At 69.3% G+C, this 22401-nt stretch carries 19 protein-coding genes; 9 read left to right on the top strand and 10 right to left on the bottom strand.

Annotated features, from left to right (window positions below; genetic code table 11):
• Positions 1 to 24 precede the first annotated feature (24 nt).
• The 9 genes from mihF to pyrR form a co-directional block, all read right to left on the bottom strand.
• On the bottom strand, positions 25 to 348 hold the full coding sequence (gene mihF / locus ACTWNK_RS14740) for an integration host factor, actinobacterial type (protein WP_474304511.1): 324 nt from the start codon (positions 346 to 348) through the stop codon (positions 25 to 27).
• Positions 349 to 903: 555 nt separating this feature from the next.
• Entirely contained in the window at positions 904 to 1602 is a 699-nt protein-coding gene (pyrF, locus tag ACTWNK_RS14735) for an orotidine-5'-phosphate decarboxylase (protein WP_474304510.1), read from the bottom strand.
• A 73-nt stretch (positions 1603 to 1675) separates the two neighbouring features.
• Positions 1676 to 2641, bottom strand: a complete 966-nt coding sequence (locus tag ACTWNK_RS14730; protein WP_474304509.1) for a dihydroorotate dehydrogenase — start codon at positions 2639 to 2641, stop codon at positions 1676 to 1678.
• Between the two features lie 5 nt (positions 2642 to 2646).
• On the bottom strand, positions 2647 to 3522 hold the full coding sequence (locus tag ACTWNK_RS14725; protein ID WP_474304508.1) for a dihydroorotate dehydrogenase electron transfer subunit: 876 nt from the start codon (positions 3520 to 3522) through the stop codon (positions 2647 to 2649).
• A gap of 86 nt (positions 3523 to 3608) precedes the next feature.
• Positions 3609 to 6896 carry a carbamoyl-phosphate synthase large subunit gene (carB, locus tag ACTWNK_RS14720; protein WP_474304507.1) on the bottom strand — a complete coding sequence of 1096 codons (3288 nt, stop codon included), beginning with the start codon at positions 6894 to 6896 and terminating at the stop codon, positions 3609 to 3611.
• Positions 6889 to 7995 carry a glutamine-hydrolyzing carbamoyl-phosphate synthase small subunit gene (gene carA, locus ACTWNK_RS14715; protein WP_474304506.1) on the bottom strand — a complete coding sequence of 369 codons (1107 nt, stop codon included), beginning with the start codon at positions 7993 to 7995 and terminating at the stop codon, positions 6889 to 6891. The genes carB and carA overlap by 8 nt, the downstream gene beginning before the upstream one ends.
• Positions 7992 to 9281 carry a dihydroorotase gene (locus tag ACTWNK_RS14710; protein WP_474304505.1) on the bottom strand — a complete coding sequence of 430 codons (1290 nt, stop codon included), beginning with the start codon at positions 9279 to 9281 and terminating at the stop codon, positions 7992 to 7994. Before ACTWNK_RS14710 ends, carA begins: the two co-directional genes overlap by 4 nt.
• Positions 9281 to 10210 carry an aspartate carbamoyltransferase catalytic subunit gene (locus ACTWNK_RS14705; protein ID WP_474304504.1) on the bottom strand — a complete coding sequence of 310 codons (930 nt, stop codon included), beginning with the start codon at positions 10208 to 10210 and terminating at the stop codon, positions 9281 to 9283. Before ACTWNK_RS14705 ends, ACTWNK_RS14710 begins: the two co-directional genes overlap by 1 nt.
• Positions 10207 to 10752: a bifunctional pyr operon transcriptional regulator/uracil phosphoribosyltransferase PyrR gene (pyrR, locus tag ACTWNK_RS14700; RefSeq protein WP_474304503.1), complete on the bottom strand. Its 546-nt coding sequence runs from the start codon at positions 10750 to 10752 to the stop codon at positions 10207 to 10209. The genes ACTWNK_RS14705 and pyrR overlap by 4 nt, the downstream gene beginning before the upstream one ends.
• Positions 10753 to 10903: 151 nt before the next feature.
• Here pyrR and ACTWNK_RS14695 point away from each other — a divergent pair, with 151 nt between their 5' ends.
• From ACTWNK_RS14695 to bldD, 9 genes are all read left to right on the top strand, one after another.
• Entirely contained in the window at positions 10904 to 11818 is a 915-nt protein-coding gene (locus tag ACTWNK_RS14695) for a F0F1 ATP synthase subunit gamma (protein ID WP_474304502.1), read from the top strand.
• Between the two features lie 65 nt (positions 11819 to 11883).
• Positions 11884 to 12129 carry a DUF3040 domain-containing protein gene (locus tag ACTWNK_RS14690; RefSeq protein ID WP_474304501.1) on the top strand — a complete coding sequence of 82 codons (246 nt, stop codon included), beginning with the start codon at positions 11884 to 11886 and terminating at the stop codon, positions 12127 to 12129.
• A 101-nt stretch (positions 12130 to 12230) separates the two neighbouring features.
• Entirely contained in the window at positions 12231 to 13634 is a 1404-nt protein-coding gene (locus ACTWNK_RS14685) for an amino acid permease (protein ID WP_474304500.1), read from the top strand.
• Positions 13635 to 13668: 34 nt separating this feature from the next.
• Positions 13669 to 14913, top strand: a complete 1245-nt coding sequence (locus tag ACTWNK_RS14680; protein ID WP_474304499.1) for an arginine deiminase — start codon at positions 13669 to 13671, stop codon at positions 14911 to 14913.
• A gap of 33 nt (positions 14914 to 14946) precedes the next feature.
• A complete protein-coding gene (argF, locus tag ACTWNK_RS14675) occupies positions 14947 to 15951 on the top strand; it encodes an ornithine carbamoyltransferase (protein WP_474304498.1) in 1005 nt (334 codons plus the stop codon).
• Entirely contained in the window at positions 15948 to 16889 is a 942-nt protein-coding gene (gene arcC / locus ACTWNK_RS14670; protein ID WP_474304497.1) for a carbamate kinase, read from the top strand. Before argF ends, arcC begins: the two co-directional genes overlap by 4 nt.
• Before the next feature lie 58 nt (positions 16890 to 16947).
• Complete coding sequence (locus tag ACTWNK_RS14665; RefSeq protein ID WP_474304496.1) at positions 16948 to 18369, top strand: amino acid permease; 1422 nt, start codon at positions 16948 to 16950, stop codon at positions 18367 to 18369.
• Entirely contained in the window at positions 18366 to 19253 is an 888-nt protein-coding gene (locus ACTWNK_RS14660; RefSeq protein WP_474304495.1) for a universal stress protein, read from the top strand. Before ACTWNK_RS14665 ends, ACTWNK_RS14660 begins: the two co-directional genes overlap by 4 nt.
• A 577-nt stretch (positions 19254 to 19830) precedes the next feature.
• Positions 19831 to 20325, top strand: coding sequence for a transcriptional regulator BldD (gene bldD, locus ACTWNK_RS14655; protein WP_474304494.1), 495 nt, complete (start codon positions 19831 to 19833; stop codon positions 20323 to 20325).
• Positions 20326 to 21757: 1432 nt separating this feature from the next.
• Here bldD and ACTWNK_RS14650 read toward each other — a convergent pair.
• Complete coding sequence (locus ACTWNK_RS14650; protein ID WP_474304493.1) at positions 21758 to 22204, bottom strand: SAV_6107 family HEPN domain-containing protein; 447 nt, start codon at positions 22202 to 22204, stop codon at positions 21758 to 21760.
• Positions 22205 to 22401 lie beyond the last annotated feature (197 nt).

Genomic DNA, 22401 nt, shown 5'->3' with positions numbered 1-22401 from the left:
CCTACACGTTCGTACGGAACGAGGTTAGCCCTCGCCGCCGCCGAACTCGCGCTCCAGAGAGGCCCTCTGGTTCGCACCGAGTCCCCGCACGCGGCGGGACTCGGCAATACCAAGCCGCTCCATCAACTGCTTGGCGCGGACCTTGCCCACGCCAGGGAGCGACTCGAGAAGTGCCGACACCTTCATCTTGCCGATGACGTCGTCGGTCTGCCCATCCTTGAGCACCTCAGCCAGAGAAACCGCGCCGTGCTTGAGCCGGTTCTTGACCTCGGCACGCTCTTTACGGGCCTTGGCAGCCTTCTCAAGGGCTGCGGCGCGCTGCTCAGGGGTCAGGGGAGGAAGAGCCACGCCGGGTCACCTCGAATTTCTGTCGATGTACTCGGACGGGAAGGGAAACTAGCTGGTCATGGGCACTATGGCAACGTCAAGAGCGGTTTCTCTCATCACAAAGGCCTCTTCATGACTTTGTGTGCTCATAAAACCACGCTGCGTAGATCAAAATGCCCTCACTTCCGGGTTTTCCGCCATCTGCCCACATGACGCCCCCGAACCGTGGCAAGATCGTTTCACCCCGCCCGAGGCGCTACTCCCGCCTCCGGCAGCCCACCACGAATCGAGCCGCAGCACGCCCCAAACCCACCCGAAACCACCCCTCGTGCAGGGACGACGCCCTCCCTTCGCGCGCCGCCCTCCCCAGCCGCGACCACCGTACGGCGAGCAAAGCCACGCGCACCGCCAACCGGCCCGGCCGGGCGGAGCCCCTCGCGAACGGCCCGCCTCGCGGACGCCCCGGGAAGGCACTCCCGAGCCGCCCGCTTCACCGACATCTCGGGAAGTCGCGGTCCGGCGAAGGACCTCGCGACCGCTGACGCCTCGGGAGAACCTCAGGAACGTGGCGACACCTCAGGACGCCGCGGTCCTGCGCAGGCCCGCCGCGATCGTCGCCGCCGTAGCGCCGGGGTCGGCGGAGCCGGTGATCGGGCGGCCGATCACCAGGAGGTCGGCCCCGTCGGCCAGCGCCCGCTCCGGCGTCGCCACGCGCGCCTGGTCCTGCGTGTCGGCCCCGGCGGGCCGTACGCCCGGTGTGATGAGCGTGATGCCGGGCCCCACCTCGGCGCGTACGGCGGCGACCTCGTGCGGCGAGCACACCAGGGCCCTCGCCCCGGCGCCGACGGCCAGGGCGGCCAGGCGGCGTACGGCGTCGTCGGCGGCGCCGTTGATGCCGATCAGCGCGAGGTCGGCCTCCGACAGTGAGGTGAGCACGGTGACCGCCGCGATCTTCGTGTGCGGCGCGGCCTCCACGGCCGCCCTGATCATCGCCGGGCCTCCGGCCGCGTGCACGGTCAGGATGGCGGGCCTGAGCCTGGCCACGGCCTTCGTGGCGCCCGCGACGGTGTTGGGGATGTCGTGCAGCTTGAGGTCGAGGAAGACCTCAACGCCGCTGGCCCCCCGTACGGAGGCGATGACGTCGGGCCCGTAGCGCAGGTAGAGCTCAAGGCCGACCTTGACGGTGCTCACGTGCGGCGTCACGAGGGAGGCCCAGCGGGCCGCCGTCTCCAGGTCGGGTGCGTCCAGGGCGACGGCGATGGGTGCGGGCGTCACAGGTGCTTCTCCTAGAAAGGGCTGGGCACGCCCGAGACGTGCCGAGTCGATGGGAAACCGGGCGAGGAGGAGATCACAGCGCGCTCTCCTCCAGGTGCCTGGCCGTGCTGCCGGGCGGCCGGTGGGCGAGCCCGACGGCGTCGGCCAGGCGGTGGAAGCCGCGGGCCTGCAGCAGGTCCTCAAGCTCACGCTGGATGCGCAGGCAGGCGTAGGGGTCGTGGAACAGCGCGGTGCCCACGGAGACCGCGCAGGCCCCGGCCAGGACGAGTTCGAAGGCGTCGCGCCCGGTGAGCACCCCGCCGACGCCGATCAGCGGCACCCCGGGCAGCGCGGCGTGCACCTGCCAGACGCAGCGCACGGCGATGGGCAGGATCGCCGGTCCCGACAGGCCACCGGTGACGGCGGCGAGCGAGGGCCGCAGCGTCGTGGTGTCGATGCTCATGCCGAGCGGATTGTTGATCATGGAGAGCGCGTCCGCACCTGCGTCCACGCACGCGCGGGCGACGGCCACGATGTCGGCCACGTCCGGCGACAGCTTGCCGATCACGGGGACGTCGTAGCGCATGACCGACCTGACCGACCCGATCACCTCGGCCGCGGCCACGCCGTCACGGGCGAACACGCGTCCTCTGTCCTCGATGTTCGGACAGGCCAGATTGACCTCGACGGCCGTCACGCCGGGCGCGTCGGTGAGCCTGCGGGCCAGCGCGGCGTACTCGGCCACGGTGCCGCCGCCGATCGACACGACGGTCCTGATGCCCCGCTGGGCCAGCCAGGGCAGTTCGCGCTCGAGGAACTGGTCGATGCCGGGCCCCTGGAGGCCGACGGCGTTGAGCATGCCCGACGCGGTCTCGGCCATGCGGGGGGTGGGGCGGCCCGCGCGGGGCGCCATGGTGATCGAACGGGTGACGAGTGCGCCGAGGCGGTGCAGGTCGAAGAACTGGGCCAGTTCGCGTCCCGATCCGGCGCATCCGGCGGCCGTGGTGATCGGATTGGACAGCTCGACATGGGCCAGAAAAGTCCGCATATCAACTGCCATGGCGCTCAACTGACATTTCGGGCTCCTCCACCAGGCGCTCCCAGGGCGTCGAACGGGATCGTTCCCACGTCCTCGAAACGCACCCGCTCCCCGCGGAAGACCGGCCCCTCCGCGCAGGCGCGCACCATCCTGGTGACCCCGTCGTCGCCGATCACCGGCAGCACGCAGGTCATGCACACGCCGATGCCGCAGGCCATCGCCTCCTCGACCGCGACCTGCACCGGGATGTCGAACTCGATCGCCACCGCGGTGACGCCGCGCAGCACGTCCATGGGCGCGCACGCGTAGACCACGTCGGCCCGCGTCTCGGCGATGACCGAAGGCAGCACGTCGGTCACCCGGCCGCGCAGCCCCAGCGAGCCGTCCTCGGTCGTCAGCGCGGTCGTGGTGGCCATACGGCGGGCCCGCATCGCGCCGAACACACGGTCGGCGCTGGAGGCGCCCAGCACGAAGTCGATGCGGCAGCCGCGCTCCAGCAGCGCGTCGGCGACCGCGAACAGCGAGGCCGAGCCGTACTCCGACCCGACCAGCACGCACGTCGCCGGGTCGCGGGGCAGCGGGAACGGCCTGCCGAGCGGCCCGACGATGTCGAGGGTGTCGCGGGCGCGGCGCTCGGCCAGCCACGTCGTGCCGGGACCCGCGACGGTGAAGACGAACTCCACCGTGCCGCCGTAGTCGGGCTTGACGTCGTGCACGGAGAAGGCGCGGCGCGTCACCATCGAGGTGTGCGCGCCGCCGACCGCGACCGAGATGAACTGGCCAGGCCGGAACCTCTCGGCGACGCCGGGCGCGACGACGGTCAGCGCATGGTAGGCGTCGACCCGGCGCGTGGTCAGCACCGTGCCCGTCACCTGCACCGGAGTCCCGGCCGTCTCCCTCACCTCCGTGCCGAAGCCGCCACCGGTGGCGGTGCTCCCTGGAGTCTCGCGCGAAGGCGGGCCCTCCCTGGCTCACCGCCCTGGGGCGGTCATCCCCGCAACGCCCGCGCGTGCTCCTGCAGCGAGCGCACGCCGACGTCGCCCCTGCCGATGGCCTGGATGCCGGCGGCGGCGGCCGCGAGCCCCTGGACCGTCGTGATGCACGGGATCCCGCGCAGCACGGCGGCGGTGCGGATGTCGTAGCCGTCGAGGCGAGGGCCGGACTGACCGGGACTGCCGAAGGGCGTGTTCACGATCAGGTCGACCTCGCCGTCGAGGATGCGCTGCACGATCGTCGGCTCACCGTCAGGCCCCGCTCCCTCACTCTGCTTGCGCACGATCTTGGCATGGACTCCGTTTCGGCGCAGCACCTCGGCCGTGCCCTCCGTGGCCAGAATCTCGAAACCGAGGTCGGCGAGCGCCCGGACCGGGAAGATCATGGCCCGCTTGTCCCTGTTCGCGACCGAGACGAAGGCCCTGCCCTTGGTCGGCAGTTCGCCGTAGGCCGCGGCCTGCGACTTGGCGTAGGCGGTGCCGAAGAACTCGTCGATGCCCATGACCTCACCCGTCGAGCGCATCTCGGGCCCGAGCACGATGTCGACGCCGCGGAAGCGGTTGAACGGCAGCACGGCCTCCTTCACCGCGATCGAGGCGTCGAGCGGCAGCGTGCCGCCGTCGCCCTCGGCCGGCAGCATGCCCTCGGCCCGTAGCTCGGCCACCGTGGCGCCCATCATCACCCTGGCCGCCGCCTTGGCCAGCGGCACCGCGGTCGCCTTCGACACGAACGGCACGGTACGGCTGGCGCGCGGGTTGGCCTCGAGGACGTAGAGCACACCGGCCGACATGGCGTACTGCACGTTGATCAGGCCGCGGACGCCGACGCCGCGTGCGATGCCCTCGGTGGCGGCGCGGATGCGCTTGATGTCGTGGCCGCCCAGGGTGATCGGCGGCAGCGCGCACGCCGAGTCGCCGGAGTGGATACCGGCCTCCTCGATGTGCTCCATGACGCCGCCCAGGTAGAGCTCCTCGCCGTCGAACAGGGCGTCGACGTCGATCTCGATGGCCTCGTCGAGGAACTTGTCCACCAGGACCGGGTGGCCGCCCTCCTGGGCCGCCATGTACGTGCTCAGCGTGGCGTCGTCGTAGACGATGGCCATGCCGGCGCCGCCCAGCACGTAGGAGGGGCGTACCAGCACCGGGTAGCCGATCTCGTCGGCGATGGCCAGGGCCTCGGCGACGGTCAGCGCGGTGCCGTGCTTGGGCGCGGGCAGCCCGGCCTCGGCCAGCACCCGCCCGAAGGCGCCGCGCTCCTCGGCCAGGTGGATCGACTCGGGCGAGGTGCCGACGACGGGCACGCCCGCGTCCTTGAGCGCCTGTGCGAGGCCCAGCGGCGTCTGGCCGCCGAGCTGCACGATGACGCCCGCGACCGGCCCGGTCTGCTGCTCGGCGTGCACGACCTCCAGGACGTCCTCCAGCGTGAGCGGCTCGAAGTAGAGCCGGTCGGAGGTGTCGTAGTCGGTCGAGACGGTCTCGGGGTTGCAGTTGACCATGACGGTCTCGTATCCGGCACGCGACAGCTCGAACGAGGCGTGCACGCACGCGTAGTCGAACTCGATGCCCTGTCCGATGCGGTTGGGCCCCGAGCCGAGGATCAGCACCTTGGGCCGATCGCCGAAGGGCACCTCGCTCTCCTCGTCGTAGGTCGAGTAGAGGTAGGGCGTCTTGGCCGCGAACTCGGCCGCGCAGGTGTCGACGGTGTTGTAGACCGGCCGCACGCCGAGCGCGTGCCGCAGGTCGCGCACGCGGGCCTCGTCGATGCCGCGCAGCTCGCCGATCTGCACGTCGCTGAAGCCGTGGCGCTTGGCCCGCTCCAGCACCTCGCGCGACAGCTCGGGCGCGTCGCCCAGCGCCCTGGCCTCCTCGTCGATGAGGAAGAGCTGGTCGACGAACCACGGGTCGACCTTCGTCGCCTCGAACAGCTCCTCGGCGCTCGCCCCCGCCCTGATCGCCTGCTGCATCGTGCGCAGCCGCCCGTCATGAGGGGTACGGCAGGCCGCGAGCAGTTCGTCCTTCGGCTCGACGGGACCCGCCCAGCCGAAGGAGGAGCCCTTCTTCTCCAGCGAGCGCAGCGCCTTCTGCAGCGCCTCGGAGAAGGACCTGCCGATCGCCATGGCCTCGCCCACCGACTTCATGTGGGTGGTGAGCGTCTGGTCGGCGCCGCGGAACTTCTCGAAGGCGAAACGCGGCACCTTGACCACGATGTAGTCGAGCGAGGGCTCGAAGGAGGCGGGCGTCTCGCGGGTGATGTCGTTGGGGATCTCGTCCAGGGTGTACCCGATGGCCAGCTTGGCGGCGATCTTGGCGATCGGGAAGCCGGTGGCCTTGGAGGCGAGTGCGGACGAGCGCGAGACGCGGGGGTTCATCTCGATGACGACCATGCGGCCGGTGACCGGGTCGACGGCGAACTGGATGTTGCAGCCGCCGGTGTCGACGCCGACCTCGCGGATGACCGCGATGGCGACGTCACGCATGTTCTGGTACTCGCGGTCGGTCAGGGTCAGCGCGGGCGCGACCGTGACGCTGTCGCCGGTGTGCACGCCCATCGGGTCGATGTTCTCGATGGAGCACACGATGACCACATTGTCGGCCTTGTCACGCATGACCTCCAGCTCGTACTCCTTCCAGCCGAGGATCGACTCCTCCAGGAGCACCTCGGTGGTCGGCGAGGCGTCGAGCCCGGCCCCGGCGATGCGGCGCAGGTCGCCCTCGTCGTAGGCGAAGCCCGAGCCGACGCCGCCCATGGTGAAGGAGGGCCGCACGACCAGCGGGAAGCCGAGCTCGCCCGACGCGGCGACGCACTCGTCCATGGTGTGGCAGACGTAGGAGCGCGCCGACTCGGCGTTGAGGCCGTGCTCGCGTGCGACCTTGGCGACGATCTCCTTGAACATCTCGCGGTTCTCGCCCGCCTGGATGGCGTCGAAGTCGGCGCCGATCAGCTCGACCTCGTAGCGCTCGAGCACTCCGGCCTCGTGCAGGGCGACCGCGGTGTTGAGCGCGGTCTGGCCGCCGAGCGTGGGCAGCAGCGCGTCGGGGCGCTCCTTGGCGATGATCTTCTCGACGAACTCGGGGGTGATCGGCTCGACGTAGGTGGCGTCGGCGAACTCGGGGTCGGTCATGATCGTCGCCGGGTTGCTGTTGACGAGGATCACGCGGAAGCCCTCGGCGCGCAGCACGCGGCAGGCCTGGGTGCCCGAGTAGTCGAACTCGCACGCCTGCCCGATGACGATCGGTCCCGAGCCGATCACCATGATCGACTGAATGTCCGTGCGCTTAGGCACCCTTACCCTCCATAAGCTCAACGAACTGGTCGAACAGATAGGCGGCGTCGTGGGGTCCGGCCGCCGCCTCGGGGTGGTACTGCACGCTGAAGGCGGGCCCGTCGAGCAGTCGCAGGCCCTCGACGCAGTCGTCGTTGAGGTTGACGTGGCTGACCTCGGCCCGGCCGTACGGGGTGTCGAAGGGGGCGCCGCGCGGGGCCTCGACGGCGAAGCCGTGGTTGTGCGCCGAGATCTCCACCTTGCCGGTGCGCACATCCTGCACGGGCTGGTTGACGCCCCGGTGGCCGTAGCGCAGCTTGTAGGTGCTCAGACCGAGCGCCCTGCCGAACAGCTGGTTGCCGAAGCAGATGCCGAAGAAGGGCACCTTGGCCGCCAGCACCTCGCGCAGCGCCGACACGTCCGCCGTCGCGGGGTCGCCCGGGCCGTTGGAGAAGAAGACGCCGTCGGGCTCGACGGCCATGATCTGCTCGAACGTGGCGCCCGCGGGCAGCACGTGCACCTCGCAGCCGCGCTCGGCCATGCGGTGCGGCGTCATGCCCTTGATCCCGAGGTCGACGGCCGCGACCGTGAACCTCCTGGCCCCGACGGCGGGCACCACGTAGGGCTCGGCGGTCGCGACCTCGGCCGCGAGGTCGGCGCCCTCCATCGCGGGCGCCAGGCGCACCTTCTCCACCAGGGCCTCGACCGGCTGATCGGGGTCGCTGAAGATCCCGGCGCGCATGGCGCCGCGCTCGCGCAGGTGGCGGGTCAGCGCGCGGGTGCCGGGGATGGCGATGCCGACGACGCCCTGCTCCTTGAGGTAGGCGTCGAGCGAGCGGTCGGCCCGCCAGTTGGAGACCACACGCGCGGGCTCACGCACCACGTATCCGGCCACCCACACGCGGCCGGACTCGGGGTCCTCGTCGTTGACGCCGGTGTTGCCGATGTGGGGGGCGGTCATCGCGACGATCTGGCGGTGGTAGGAGGGGTCGGTGAGGGTCTCCTGGTAGCCGGTCATACCGGTGTTGAAGACCATCTCGCCGTAGGTCTCACCCTCGGCGCCGTAGGGGGTTCCGTGGAAGACGCGACCGTCTTCCAGCACGAGTACGGCTTGCGTCACGCGAGCTTCCCTTCGAGGACTGTCGGCTTGCCGCGGAGGAACGTGGCGGTGACCCGGCCGGGCAGGGTCATGCCTTCGTAGGGGGTGTTGCGGCTCTTGGAGGCGAAGCTCGCCGGGTCGACCTCGGCGCGCCCCGAGGGGTCGTAGAGCGTGATGTTGGCGGGGGCGCCGACCTCGATGGCCCGGCCGTGCCCGTCGAGGCGGCCGATGCGGGCGGGCGCGATCGACATGCGATCGGCGACCGCCGCCCAGTCGAGCAGGCCGGTGTCGACCATGGCCTCCTGCACGACGCTCAGCGCGGTCTCCAGGCCCACCATGCCCATGGCCGCCGCGCCCCACTCGCTCTCCTTGTCCTCGACAGGGTGAGGTGCGTGGTCGGTGGCGACGATGTCGATGGTGCCGTCGGCCAGCGCCGCGCGCAGCGCCTCGACGTCCTCGCGGGTGCGCAGCGGCGGGTTGACCTTGTAGATCGGGTTGTACGCGCCGACGGGCGACTGCTCGACCAGCTCGTCGGTGAGCAGCAGGTGGTGGGGGGTGACCTCGGCCGTGACGTTCCAGCCCTTGCCCTTGGCCCAGCGGATGATCTCGACGGACCCGGCGGTCGAGACGTGGCAGACGTGCAGCCTGGAGCCGACGTGCGCGGCCAGCAGGCAGTCGCGTGCGATGATCGCCTCCTCGGCGACGGCGGGCCAGCCGGTCAGGCCGAGCCTGCCCGAGACGACGCCCTCGTTCATCTGCGCGCCCGCGGTCAGGCGTGGCTCCTGCGCGTGCTGGGCGACGACGCCGTCGAACGCCTTGACGTACTCCAGCGCCCTGCGCATCAGCACCGCGTCGTCGACGCACTTGCCGTCGTCGGAGAAGACGCGGACCCGGGCGGCCGAGTCGGCCATGGCGCCGAGTTCGGCCAGCTGCTTGCCCTCCAGGCCGACCGTGACGGCGCCGACCGGCTGCACGTCGCAGTGGCCGAACTCCTGGCCGAGCCGCCAGACCTGCTCGACGACGCCCGCGGTGTCGGCGACGGGCATCGTGTTGGCCATGGCGTGCACGGCCGTGTAGCCGCCGCGCGCGGCCGACTGGGTTCCCGTCTGGACGGTCTCGGCGTCCTCGCGGCCGGGCTCGCGCAGGTGGGTGTGCAGGTCGACGAGGCCGGGCAGGGCGATGGCGCCGCCGCCGTCGACGACCTGCTCCGCACCGGTGAGGCCGGAGCCGATCTCGGTGACGACGCCGTCGGCGATGCGGATGTCCTGCGGCTCGCCGCCGAGTATGCGGACGTTCTTGATCAGCATCAGAGCTCTCCCCCGAGGTCGGCGCCGCCCAGCAGCAGGTAGAGGACGGCCATGCGGATGGTCACACCGTTGGCGACCTGCTCGACGATCGTCGAGCGCGGGGAGTCGGCCACCTCGGCGGCGATCTCCATGCCCCTGTTCATCGGACCGGGGTGCATCACGATGGCCTCGTCCGGCATCTTGGCGAAGCGCTCGCGGTCGAGGCCGTAGCGGCGGGAGTACTCGCGCTCGCTGGGGAAGTACGCGGCGTTCATCCGCTCCTTCTGCACGCGCAGCATCATCACCACGTCGGACTTGGGCAGCACCGAGTCCAGGTCGTAGGAGACCTCGCACGGCCAGGTGTCGACCGAGACCGGCACCAGCGTGGGCGGTGCGACGAGCGTGACGTCGGCGCCGAGCGTGGCCAGCAGCAGCACGTTGGAGCGGGCGACCCTGCTGTGCAGCACGTCGCCTACGATGGTGACCTTGCGCCCTTCGAGCCCGCCGAGCCTGCGGCGCATGGAGAAGGCGTCGAGCAGGGCCTGGGTCGGGTGCTCGTGGGTGCCGTCACCGGCGTTGACCACACTGCCGCGCACCCAGTTGGCCAGGCGGTGCGGCGCGCCGGAGGCGCCGTGCCTGATGACGACGGCGTCGGCGCCCATGGCCTCAAGGGTGAGCGCGGTGTCCTTGAGCGACTCGCCCTTGGACACGCTCGACCCCTTGGCCGAGAAGTTGATGACATCGGCCGACATGCGCTTGGCCGCGGCCTCGAACGAGATGCGCGTGCGGGTGGAGTCCTCGAAGAACAGGTTGACCACCGTACGGCCGCGCAGCGTGGGCAGCTTCTTGATGGACCGTTCCGAGACCCTCGCCAGTTCCTCGGCGGTGTCGAGGATGAGCAGGGCGTCGTCCTTGGACAGGTCGCCCGCGGAGATGAGATGGCGGTTCACTGGGCGTCCCCCTTGATGAGAAGCACTGCGTCGCGCCCGTCGGTCTCGGAGAGGTAGACCTTGACCTTCTCGCTCTTGGCGGTCGGGAGGTTCTTGCCGACGTAGTCGGCGCGGATGGGAAGCTCGCGGTGGCCCCGGTCGACCAGGATGGCGAGCTGAACGGCGGTGGGGCGGCCCAGGTCGTTGAGCGCGTCGAGGGCGGCGCGCACACTGCGGCCGGAGAAGAGCACGTCGTCGACGAGCACGACGATCTTGCCGTCGATGCCGTCGGCGGGAAGCTCGGTGCGGCCGAGCGGGCGCGCGGGCTTGAGGCGCAGATCGTCGCGGTACATAGTGATGTCGATGGAGCCGACCGGGATCTTGACGCCCTCGAACTCCTCGATGCGGGCGCCGAGCCGATGGGCCAGCGTCGCGCCTCGCGTGGGGATGCCCAGGAGAACGACGTCTCCCGCTCCCTTGGTGCGCTCGAGGATCTCGTGCGCTATCCGGGTGAGGGCCCGGTGGATGTCGGGGCCTTCGAGAACGGCCCTGGAATCGGACATGGTGAAGCTCACCACCTTTCCCGCCTCACTGGACGGGTCTTAAAAGGGTGTCGGTCGGGACACACAGTACCAGCACCCACCAGCCACGATAGGCCCGGCCTCCCCTCGCGCTACGCTTGTGCTAACTACGGGTGATCGGGGGGTCACGCATATGGGAGCACAGCTCCGGCAGATCCGACAGCGGATCAGGTCTGTCAAATCGACGGCGAAGATCACCAGAGCGCAGGAGCTCATCGCCTCCTCGCGGGTGGGCAAGGCCCGCGCCAGAGCCGACGCGGCGGCGCCGTACGCGCGGGAGATCTCCAAGGCGGTCTCGGCTCTGCTCAGCCATCACATGCAGATGAACCACGCGCTCCTCAACGACAAGCCGGACACCGCACGGGTGGCGATCCTGCTCATCACGAGCGACAAGGGATTCTGTGGTGGTTTCAATCACAATGTGATCAGGCAGGGCCAGGCGCTGGCCACCCTGCTGCGCGAGCAGGGCAAGGAGCCGGTCTTCTATGTGATCGGCCGCAAGGGCGTCGACTGGTTCCGCTTCAGGCACGTCGAGACCTCGGGCAGCTGGGCCGGGTTCACCGGCCATCCCGAGTACGCGTCGGCGGCCGAGATCGGGCAGGTGCTGATCGACGCCTTCGACATGCCGACCAGGGAGGGCGGCGTCGGCGGGGTGCACATCGTCTACACCGAGTTCGTCTCGATGCTGACCCAGCGCACGGTCGTGCACAGGATCCTGCCGATGGAGGTCGAGGAGCGCGCGAGCGAGGAGGCCGCCGAGGGCACACGGCTGCCGGACGCGCCTTACGAGTTCGAGCCGTCGGCGCAGGCGGTGCTGGACGAACTGCTGCGCAAGTACGTCAGGGCCAGGGTGTGGCACATGCTGCTGGCCTCGGCCGCCTCCGAGCACGCCGCCAGGCGCACGGCGATGACCTCTGCGACCGAGAACGCCAACGAGCTGATCGACAAGCTGACCCGGCAGGCCAACGAGGCCCGCCAGTCCGAGATCACGACCGAGATCACCGAGATCGTGGGCGGTGCGGAGGCGCTCAGCGGCGGGCGCCATTAATTTGGACAAAACGGGTAAAGAGCTATAAAACATCCCTCAAGGTCTTGTCGAGGGAGGTTTCACGGATGGCTCTGACCGGTCGCGAGCTCAAGTCGCTCGACGCCATCGCGCAGCAGATCGCCGCCGACGACCCGGCGCTGGTCCGCATGCTGTCCGAGCACGGCGGCTCCGCCGCGGTGAGCGCCGAGCGCATCGCCTCGCGCTGGGACGCCTGGCCGGTCGCCCTCGTCATGGTCTGCCTGGCCGTGTTCGCGATCGCGCTCATCTTCTCCGGGGATTCGGCCGCCGCCTCCCACGTCATCAGTCGGTAATTTCCCGATTTCTAAGGCGTTTGTCCACCTAATCCTCCGGGCACGTCACCCTGTGTCACCACTCGGTGACATCGGGGGACTCTTGTGCCGGGGGGCGCAACATGGTGGATCCATCGGGAGATCCGGCTCGCAGTGGGCTCGCCTCAGATGAGGCCACGCTGCGCGAGGACAGCGCCAAAGAGATCGCTGAGGAGTCGGGCAAGCTGGGCCTGCCCGCCGCAACCTCACTGGTCGTGGGCAACATCGTGGGCACGGGCGTGTTCCTGCTGCCCGCCTCCCTGGCCGCCTTCGGCACGGTCAGCATCCTGGCCATGGGCATCGTCAGCATCGGCGCCATCGCCCTGGCCATGGTCTTCGGCAGGCTCGGCGCCCGCGTTCCCGCCGGCGGCGGGCCCTACGCCTACGCCCGTGACGCGTTCGGCGAGTTCACCGGCTTCTGGAACGCCTGGTCGTTCTGGCTGACAGCGTGGATCGGCAATGCGGCCATGGCCGTGGTGTGGGTCAACTACGTCAACTACTTCCTCGGCTGGGACTCCACCGCGGGCCAGATCCTGCTCGCCCTGGTGGCGTTGTGGATCCCCGCGCTGATCAACCTGACCGGTGTGAAGAACATCGGCATGTTCACCCTCGTCACCACGGTGCTGAAGTTCATCCCGCTGGTGTTCGTCGGCATCGTCGGCCTGTTCTTCATCCGCTCGGCCAACTTCGGCCCGTTCAACGCCACCGACGGCAACTGGATCGGCGCACTGTCGACGGCCGGAGCGCTGGCGCTGTTCATCTACTCCGGCGTCGAGAGCGTCACCATCGTCGCGGAGAAGGTCAAGAACCCGGCGCGCAACATCGGCAAGGCCAGCGTGTACGGCGTGCTCATCTGCGCCGCGATGTACATGCTCTCCACCGTCGCCATCTTCGGCACCGTCCCGCACGACAGCCTGGTCAACTCCAGCGCGCCCTTCGCCGACGCCATCAACAACATGTTCGGCGGCAGCGTCGGCGGCGGCCTGATGGCGGCCTGCGCGATCATCTCCGGCATCGGCGCGATCAACGGCTGGACCATGCTGGTGGCCGAGATGCCGCTGGCCGCGGCCAAGGACGGCATGTTCCCGAAGATCTTCACCAAGGAGTCGAGGCGGGGCGCCCCCTGGTTCGGCATCATCCTGGGCAGCGCGCTGACCTCGCTCGTCGTGGTCTACAACTACTTCGGCACCGAGGACGGGTTCAACAAGATCCTGCTCATCGCCACCTTCACCACCGTCATCCCGTACTTCTTCTCCGCGTGCGCGCAGCTGTTCTGGCTGGTCACCGGGGCCAGGCAGGTCAAGGCGGCCCGCCTCGGGCGCGACCTGACGATCGCGGTGGTGGCGATCCTGTTCGCCTTCTGGATGGCCTCCGGAGCGGGTCAAGAAGCGATCTTCATCGGCTTCCTCATGATGCTCGTGGGTATCCCGGTCTACATCTGGACCAAGGCCCGGCGCGGGGAGTACGGCCCCAGGGCCGCCGGCTGATCCGCATCACATCGTCACGACTTAGGGAAGAAACATGACCTTTCACGTCGATTCCGAGGTGGGCAGGCTGCACCAGGTGCTCCTGCACAAGCCCGAGCTGGCGCTGAAGCGACTCACGCCGTCCAACAAGGACGAGTTCCTCTTCGACGACGTCCTGTGGGTGCAGCGCGCCCTTGAGGAGCACGAGGAGTGGCAGCAGGTCCTGCGCGACCGGGGCATCACGGTCTTCATGCTCGCCGACATGCTGCGCGAGACGCTGGACCTGCCGGAGGCGCGCAAGCACATCCTCGACTCCGTCATCGACGAGCGCAGGCTCGGCCCGCTGGCGACCGACGCCGTGCGCAACGTGCTGGACTCGCTGCCTTCGGCCGAGCTGCAGCAGTTCCTCACCGGCGGCATCACCAAGGGCGAACTGCAGGAGCGCGGGGCCGACCCCAAGAGCGTGGCCTTCCACGTGCTGGAGGGCACCGACTTCATCCTGCCGCCGCTGCCCAACCACCTGTTCACGCGTGACACCTCGTGCTGGATCTACAACGGGGTCTCCATCAACGCGATGAAGAAGAAGGCCCGCCAGGCCGAGACCGTCAACCTGGAGGCGATCTACCGCTTCCACCCGACGTTCGCGCCCGGCTTCGACCGGCCCGAGGACGGCGGCTTCAACGTCTGGATGCCCGGCACGCCGGTCGCGCCCGCCACGATGGAGGGCGGCGACGTGCTGGTCATCGGCCGCGGCGCCGTACTCGTCGGGATGAGCGAGCGCACCCAGCCGCAGGCCGTCGAGATGCTGGCCAAGAACCTGTTCGCCAAGGGCGCGGCCAAGAAGATCGTCGCGCTGGACATGCCGAAGGCCAGGGCGTTCATGCACCTGGACACCGTCATGACCAATGTCGACGTCGGCGTGTTCACCAAGTTCGCCGGGCTCGGCATGCTGGCCTCGTACACGATCGAGCCCGGAGACAACGAGAAGGAGCTCAAGGTCACCGACCACGCTCCCGAGGCCATGCACAAGGCCATCGCCGCCGCGCTCGACCTGGACGACATCAAGATCCTCACCGCGACGCAGGACGTCTACGCCGCCGAGCGTGAGCAGTGGGACGACGGCTGCAACGTCCTGGCCCTGGAGCCCGGCGTGGTCGTCGCCTACGAGCGCAACACCACCACCAACAACTTCCTGCGCGCCAACGGTGTCGAGGTCATCGAGATCAGGGGCAGCGAGCTGGGCAGGGGACGGGGCGGACCCCGTTGCATGAGCTGCCCGCTCGAGCGCGACGGTATCTGACACTTCGTTTCGTGGGATTTCGGGGGAATTGCCATGGGTTTCAACCTTCGCAACCGCAGCTTCCTCAAGGAGCTCGACTTCACACCTGAGGAGTTCCGCTTCCTGCTCAAGCTCTCGGCCGACCTCAAACAGGCCAAGTACGCGGGCACCGAGCAGCAGCGACTCCGCGGCAAGAACATCGCACTGATCTTCGAGAAGACCTCGACGCGCACCCGCTGCTCGTTCGAGGTCGCCGCGCACGACCAGGGCGCGCACGTCACCTACCTCGACCCCTCCGGCTCGCAGATGGGCCACAAGGAGTCGGTCAAGGACACCGCGCGCGTCCTGGGCCGCATGTTCGACGCCATCGAGTACCGGGGCAGCAAGCAGGCCTATGTCGAGGAGCTGGCCGCCTACTCGGGCGTGCCGGTGTGGAACGGCCTGACCGACGAGTGGCACCCCACCCAGATGCTCGCCGACATCCTCACCATGCAGGAGCACAGCGACAAGCCGCTGAGCGAGATCTCCTTCGCCTACCTCGGCGACGCCCGCAACAACATGGGGCACTCGCTGCTGGTGACCGGCGCCATGTTCGGCATGGACGTGCGCCTGGTCGCGCCGAAGAAGCTGCAGCCCGACGCCAAGGCGGTCGTCAAGCCCGCCAAGGACATCGCCAAGCAGACCGGCGCCACGATCACCATCACCGACGACGTGGCCAAGGGCGTCAAGGGCGTCGACTACCTCTACACCGACGTGTGGGTGTCGATGGGCGAGCCGAAGGAGGTCTGGGACGAGCGCATCAAGCTGCTGATGCCGTACCAGGTCAATGCCAAGGTGGTGAAGGCCACCGGGAACCCGGACGTGAAGTTCATGCACTGCCTTCCGGCCTTCCACAACCGCGAGACCAGGGTCGGCGAGGACCTGTACGAGAAGACCGGGTTCGACGCGCTGGAGGTGACCGAGGAGGTGTTCGAGTCGCCGCGCTCGATCGTCTTCGACGAGGCCGAGAACCGGCTGCACACCATCAAGGCGATCATGGTCGCCACGCTGGGGGCATGACGATGCGGGTGCTCGTCGCCCTCGGGGGCAACGCGCTCATGCAGCGCGGCGACAAGCCGGACGCGGCGCTGCAGATCGCCAATGTGGCCACCGCGGTCAAGACGCTGGCCAAGGTGGCGGAGAAGCACGAGCTGATCATCACGCACGGCAACGGCCCCCAGGTGGGGGTGCTGGCGCTGGAGAGCGCGGCCGACCCGAACCTGACCAGGCCCTACCCGCTCGACACCATCGGCGCCGAGACGCAGGGCATGATCGGGTACTGGATGCAGCAGGCGCTGCAGAACGCGCTGCCCGGCCGCCAGGTGCTCTCGATGATCACCCAGACGCTGGTCTCGGCCGTCGACCCGGCCTTCGACAACCCGACGAAGTTCGTCGGGCAGGTCTACGACCAGGCCGAGGCGGAGAAGCTGGCCGCGGAGAACGGCTGGACGGTCAAGCAGGACGGCCAGTACTGGCGGCGCGTCGTGCCCTCTCCCCTGCCCCAGCGGGTGGTGGAGACCAGGCTGATCCGCAAGAGCGTGCGCGACGGCATCGTCGTGGTCTGCGCCGGCGGCGGCGGTGTGCCCGTCGTACGCGACGAGCAGGGCCGGCTGTCCGGTGTCGAGGCCGTCATCGACAAGGACCTGACCGGCTCGATGCTGGCCGAGTCGCTGGAGTGCGACGCCTTCCTCATCCTGACCGACGTGCCGAGGGTACTGAAGGACTACGGCACTCCCCAGCAGAGCGAGATCGGCCACACCACACCGTACGAACTGCGTGCCATCGACTTCCCAGCCGGCTCGATGGGGCCGAAAGTGGAAGCGGTGTGCAGGTTCGTCGAGACCACCGGTGACATGGCCGCGATCGGCAAGCTGGATCAGGCCCTGGAGATCCTCGAAGGCTCCTCGGGCACCATCATCACGCCCAACGCGACCTGGCCGCTGGCCAGCACGCTCTAGCCGCCACCGGGGGCGCTCCGCGAGGGGCGCCCCCTTCGTGCACAGGGAGGGGAGCCGGGTGGCACTGGCCCAGCTGTTCCGTACCAAACCCACCGACCAGATCGTGGCGGAGGGCGGCCAGGGGGAAGGCGGCTCGCTGCGCCGCACCATGTCCCTGTGGCAGCTCACGCTGTTCAGCATCGGCGCGACGCTCGGCACGGGCATCTTCGTCATCCTCGGGCAGGCCGTACCGAAGGCCGGGCCCGCGGTGGTGCTCGGCTTCGTGCTGGCGGCGGTCACGGCGTTGTTCTCGGCGCTGTCCTATGCCGAGCTCGCGGGCACGATCCCGGTGTCCGGCTCGTCCTACTCCTATGCCTACGCGACGCTCGGCGAGATCATCGCCTGGGTGTGCGGGTGGTGCCTGATGCTGGAGTACGCCGTCTCGGTGGCCGCCGTCGCGGTGGGCTGGGGCGAGTACCTCAACACCTTCTTCAAGGGCGCGTTCGGGTGGGAGTTGCCCGCCGCCATCACCAACTCGCCCGGGCAGAACGGGGGCGTGGTCAATGTGACCGCGATCCTCATCGTGGTGCTGTGCACGTGGCTGCTGCTGCGGGGCGCCTCGGAGAGCGCGGTGGCCAACACGATCTTCGTACTCATCAAGATCGTGATTCTCGCGTTCTTCTGCATCGTGGCCTTCACCGCCTTCCAGACCGGCAATCTGACGCCGTTCGCGCCGATGGGCATCGCGGGCATCACCGCCGCGGCCTCGCAGGTCTTCTTCTCCTACATCGGCTTCGACGCCGCGTCCACGGCGGGCGAGGAGGCCAAGAACCCCAAGCGCGACCTGCCGCTGGCCATCATCTTCTCGCTGATCATCGTGACGATCATCTACGTGCTGGTGGCGCTGGCCGCCGTCGGCGCGATGCCGTGGCAGGAGTTCAGCTCCAGCGGCACCGAGGCCAGCCTCGCCCTCATCGCCGACAAGGCGATCGGCGCCACCTGGCCGGGCCTGCTCATCTCCTTCGGCGCGGTCATCGCCATCGCGAGCGTCGTGCTCACCGTCCTGTACGGCCAGACGCGCATCCTGTTCGCCATGTCGCGTGACGGGCTGATTCCGAAGGTGTTCCAGAAGGTGAACCCGCGCCGCCAGGTGCCGATCGCCAACACGCTCATCGTGTCGGTGTTCGTCTCGGTGCTGGCCGGGCTCATTCCACTGGGGCAGCTGGCCGAGGCCACCAGCATCGGCACGCTGTTCGCCTTCGCCATCGTGAACGTCGGCGTGCTGGTGCTGCGCCGTACCCGGCCGGATCTGCCGCGCAGCTTCCGCGCTCCGTTCTTCCCCGTCACGCCGATCCTGGGCGTGGTGTTCTGCGTCGTGGTCATGGCGGGGCTCGCCGGGGTCACGTGGGTGGCGTTCCTGCTCTGGATGGCGGTCGGGCTGGTGGCCTACTTCGCCTACGGCTATCGCCACTCGCGGCTCAACCAGGGAGGCACCCTGTGAAGATCGAGAACGTGCTGACCGGATATATTCCCGAGCCGCGCGGCCGGGACGGGCTGGCGCTCGGGCTGCTGCTGGCCGGGCAGGCGGGCGCGCACCTCACGGTGGCGACCATCCAGCCGCCGCCGTGGTCGACGCCCGGGCCGGGCAGGGCCGACGAGAGCGCCTGGGTGTCCTACCTCGCCGAGCAGGCGGAGGCCACCCTGGAACAGGCCCGCGCGCTTTCGGGCGGGCAACAGAACGTGGACTACGTCGCCCACGCGCACAAGGGCAGCGGGCGCGGTCTGGTGGAGCTGGCACGCAAGAGCGGGTCGGACGTGGTCGTGATCGGCTCGGGCCCGCGCGGCGGCAAGGGCCGCATATCGCTCGGCAGTACGGCCGACCAGCTGCTGCACTCCTCCTCGGTCCCTGTGCTGCTGGCGCCGAAGGGGTACGCCGACGAGCCGCCCGCCTCGATCGAACGCCTCACGGTCGCCTACCGGCGCGGGCCCGGCTGCGACGAGGCCGTGGCGACGGCCGCCAGGACCGCGGCGGCACTCGACGTGCCGCTGCGGCTGGTCACGATCGTGCTGGACAGCCCCGGCAAGGCGAAGATCGAACGCGAGATGGCCGAACGGCTGCGCGAGCAGGCGGCGGCCGACCTCAAGGCGGCGGTCAAGGGGCATCGGCGCAAGACGCAGGTCGAGGTCGAGATGCTGGAGGGCCGGAAGGTCGCCGACGCTCTGGCCGCCACCGAGTGGCTGCCGGGCGAGCTGATCATCTGCGCGTCCAGCGATTCGGGGCCGCTGCGGCGGGTGTTCCTCGGCGACACGTCGATCAAGATCATACGAGCGGCGACGCGTCCCGTGTTGGTCCTCACCCGGCAGCCGGCGGCCAAGAGATCTTGACTATGGCCGCTCAGCGCCCTACAAGTGATCTTGGCCGGTTTCATCAGAACCCGGCGCACTCCACCACAACCGGCCCAGTCGACCGGAACAGGGTCGACTGGCCGGAACCGGAGTGATTGCCCGAACCGAGACAGTCAGCCGGAACTGGGACACAAGGACGACCGGCACGGTCGGCCGGAACCGGCACAGAAGGGATGACAATCGCGAGGGGAAGTGGCCAGCCGTAACCGGAATGCGGTCGAGCCGATCCGGAACCCCGGAGGAACGGGGCGAGACGTCGGCCCGGCTTCTCGGCAAACAGTGACGAAGTACCGTTATGAGTGGGACAAGAGCGACCTTTGAGGCGGACCCTCCCGGACCGGATTCGGCATCTTTTTTCCAATCAGCTTGACCTTGAGCTTCCATCGCTTTACCGTCACTGTCCGTAACCACTTCTCGCGGCGTTCTGGGGTAAACCCAGGTGTCTCGGTCACCGAAGGTACCTACCCAGGCACCTAACCCCCCGGTGACCCGACATTTGCCGCAAGGGCGCACAATCTACTGAGAGCACGACATACACGAGCCGGGGGGCCACACCATGCCGTCTGAGTACGCAAAGTCGCTGGGTGCACGACTCCGCGCGATCCGCACCCAGCAGGGGCTGTCCCTGCACGGAGTCGAGGAGAAGTCGCGCGGACGCTGGAAAGCAGTGGTCGTCGGCTCCTACGAGCGAGGCGATCGCGCGGTCACGGTGCAGAAGCTCGCCGAGCTGGCCGACTTCTACGGCGTGCCCGTCTCCGAGCTGCTTCCCGGAGGCGCCGCGCCCAGCCCGCTCGGGCCGACGCCGAAGCTCGTCATCGATCTGGAGAAGCTGGCGACCCTGCCCAAGGAGAAGGCAGGCGCCCTGGCCCGGTACGCGGCCACGATCCAGAGCCAGCGAGGCGACTACAACGGCAAGGTGTTGAGCATCCGCCAGGAGGACCTGCGCTCTCTTGCCGTCATCTATGACAAGTCGCCCAGCGAGCTGACCGAAGAGCTGATCAGCTGGGGCGTACTCGACGCCGAGGCCCGCCGCGCCGTCGAGTCCTTCTGACCCACCCCCTCCCCCTTCGGGCGTCCCCCCTCTGACGCCTCGCCCCGGGAGCCGAACCCCCTCAACGCCCGCTCCGCCATTCGGAGCGGGCGTCGAGTCGTTTTGGGCCCCCCTTGGAGTGTTCGCGGGGTATTGGCGTTGGGGAGATGCTTTGCGGTGGGGCGGTATGGCGCTCAAAGGGCCGGAGAGCGCATGAAGAGCCTTGGAGGTGGTTGCTGCCGGGACTTCTCCGTATTTGCGCCACAGCGGCTTTTGAGGGCATTTCAGGAGGGATTGTGTGGGGGTGGGGGTTTGGCGGGCGGGGCGGGATTGGGTGGGGCGGGGTTTTGGGCGGGGGCTCGCGTGTGTGGGCGGGTGGTGTCGTGGGGTGTGTGGGGGTGCAGTCGTGTGCGCGGGTGGGTGCAGTCGTGCGGGTGAGCGGTGTGGTGTGGGTGCGTGGGCGGGTGGTGTCATGCGGGGGCGCGGGAGGAGTCGCGTGGTCGGGTGGTGTCGTGCGCGGGCGCGGGAGGAGCCGCGCGGGTGCCTGGGCGGCGAGGATTCGCGGGTGGGAGTCGCGTGGGTGGGTGGACTCGTGCGGGTGAGCGGGTGGGCGGGGCTCGCGAGTGGGTGCGTGGGTGGAGTCGTACGAGTGAGGTGGGTGGGAGTCACGCGGGAGAATGGGTGAGCGAGGTGGCGGGTGATTGGGCGGGGTGGCGGCTGAGTGGGTGAGGCGAGGCAGGGGGCAGGCGGGGCAGGGCGGGTGGAGTTGGGTTGGGCGTTGAGGTGCGAGGCGAATCCGTGCGGGGATGCCTGCGGGGGCGCGAGTCTCATCTGAGGCAGACAGACACCCATGCCCCCTGACAACAGGCCTGCAGCCTCACCGCGAGCGTCCTGGACAGGCCTGTGGCCTTCCCGTGGGCGTCCCGGACAAGGTTGTGGCCCCCGAGGAGAGCCGGGAGGCATTCCAGGGCGTATGAGGGCTTTGCGGGCGCGCAAGACGACCTGAGAAGCGCGTGCGCAGTCGCGAGAGTGCGCACCGCAGCCCACACGTACTCTCGCGTGCGCACCCTTGGAGAGTCCTGCACGCGCAGGGGCGTGCGCGCGCAGAGTCACACGCGAGGAGACGTGAGGAGAGGCGAGCCCGAGAAGTGTGTGACGAGAGGCGGGCGCATCGAGAGTTGAGGGCTTGCAGAGGCGTGGCGCTTAACCCAACCCACCCAGCCCGCCCCACCAAGCGCCCAAAACGCCGAAAACGCCGACCCCAACCACGTCCAAGGCCAATCACACACCAGTCAACGCACCAAGCCAGGCCCCCACCCAAGGGCCCAGCCCAGCACCCAACTCAAGCCAACCCGACCTCAGGCCCCAGCCTCAGCCCCCTGCCCTCCTCGCCCCGGCAGGCGTACCAAGACCCAAGACCCAAAACCCAGGCCCAAAGGCAAAAGCCCCCAGCTCACCCCGCAAGCGGCACGTTCACCGGCAATGCGGGCTGACCAGGAACCCCGAGGAGGGTTTCCACCTCGGTGACGAAGGTGTCGGCTTCGGACATGAGGTCGTCGGCGTCGCGGGAGGTGATGCCGCGGACGACGCCGGCCTCGGCGGCGGCGCGCTTGGCGGCGCTCACCTCGAAGTAGGCGGCCCACTCGGCCAGCTGCGGCTCGGCCTCCGGCAGGAGCTCCCACGCACTGCGCAGGCGCCTGCGACGGCCTTCCATGGGACGAGGGCGGGCGGCGAGGATCGCCGCGGCCGCTCGGAGGGCGGCCAGGTGGGCCGCCACGTATCGGGATGCCGGGGTGCGGGCCGATGCCGCCTCCGCCAGGCATGCGCGTGCGTCGGATAGGTGCGCCCGGACCGCGGGCGACAACCGGGGCCCGTGCGACTCGTTGAGCCGTGGGGTCATCTCCAGCCTCCTTGGGGGTTGTGGCGGCTCCCGGTGTTTGCGCCGGTGAAGCCAGAGTTTCAGACTCCACCGACAATTACGCCGGGCGGCCGGACGAGGAGCTTCCCCTCTCCCCGTCCGGCCAGAGCACGCCCCTTCGTCTCCGCCGACGACGAGGACGAGCCCTTCGCCCTTGGGGCCCGTCCGCGGAGCCGCTT

It is taken from the genome of Nonomuraea sp. IBHARD001, from assembly GCF_056106265.1.
Note: the sequence above shows the minus strand (reverse complement) of the source record. Positions and strands in the feature narration are given on the sequence as shown.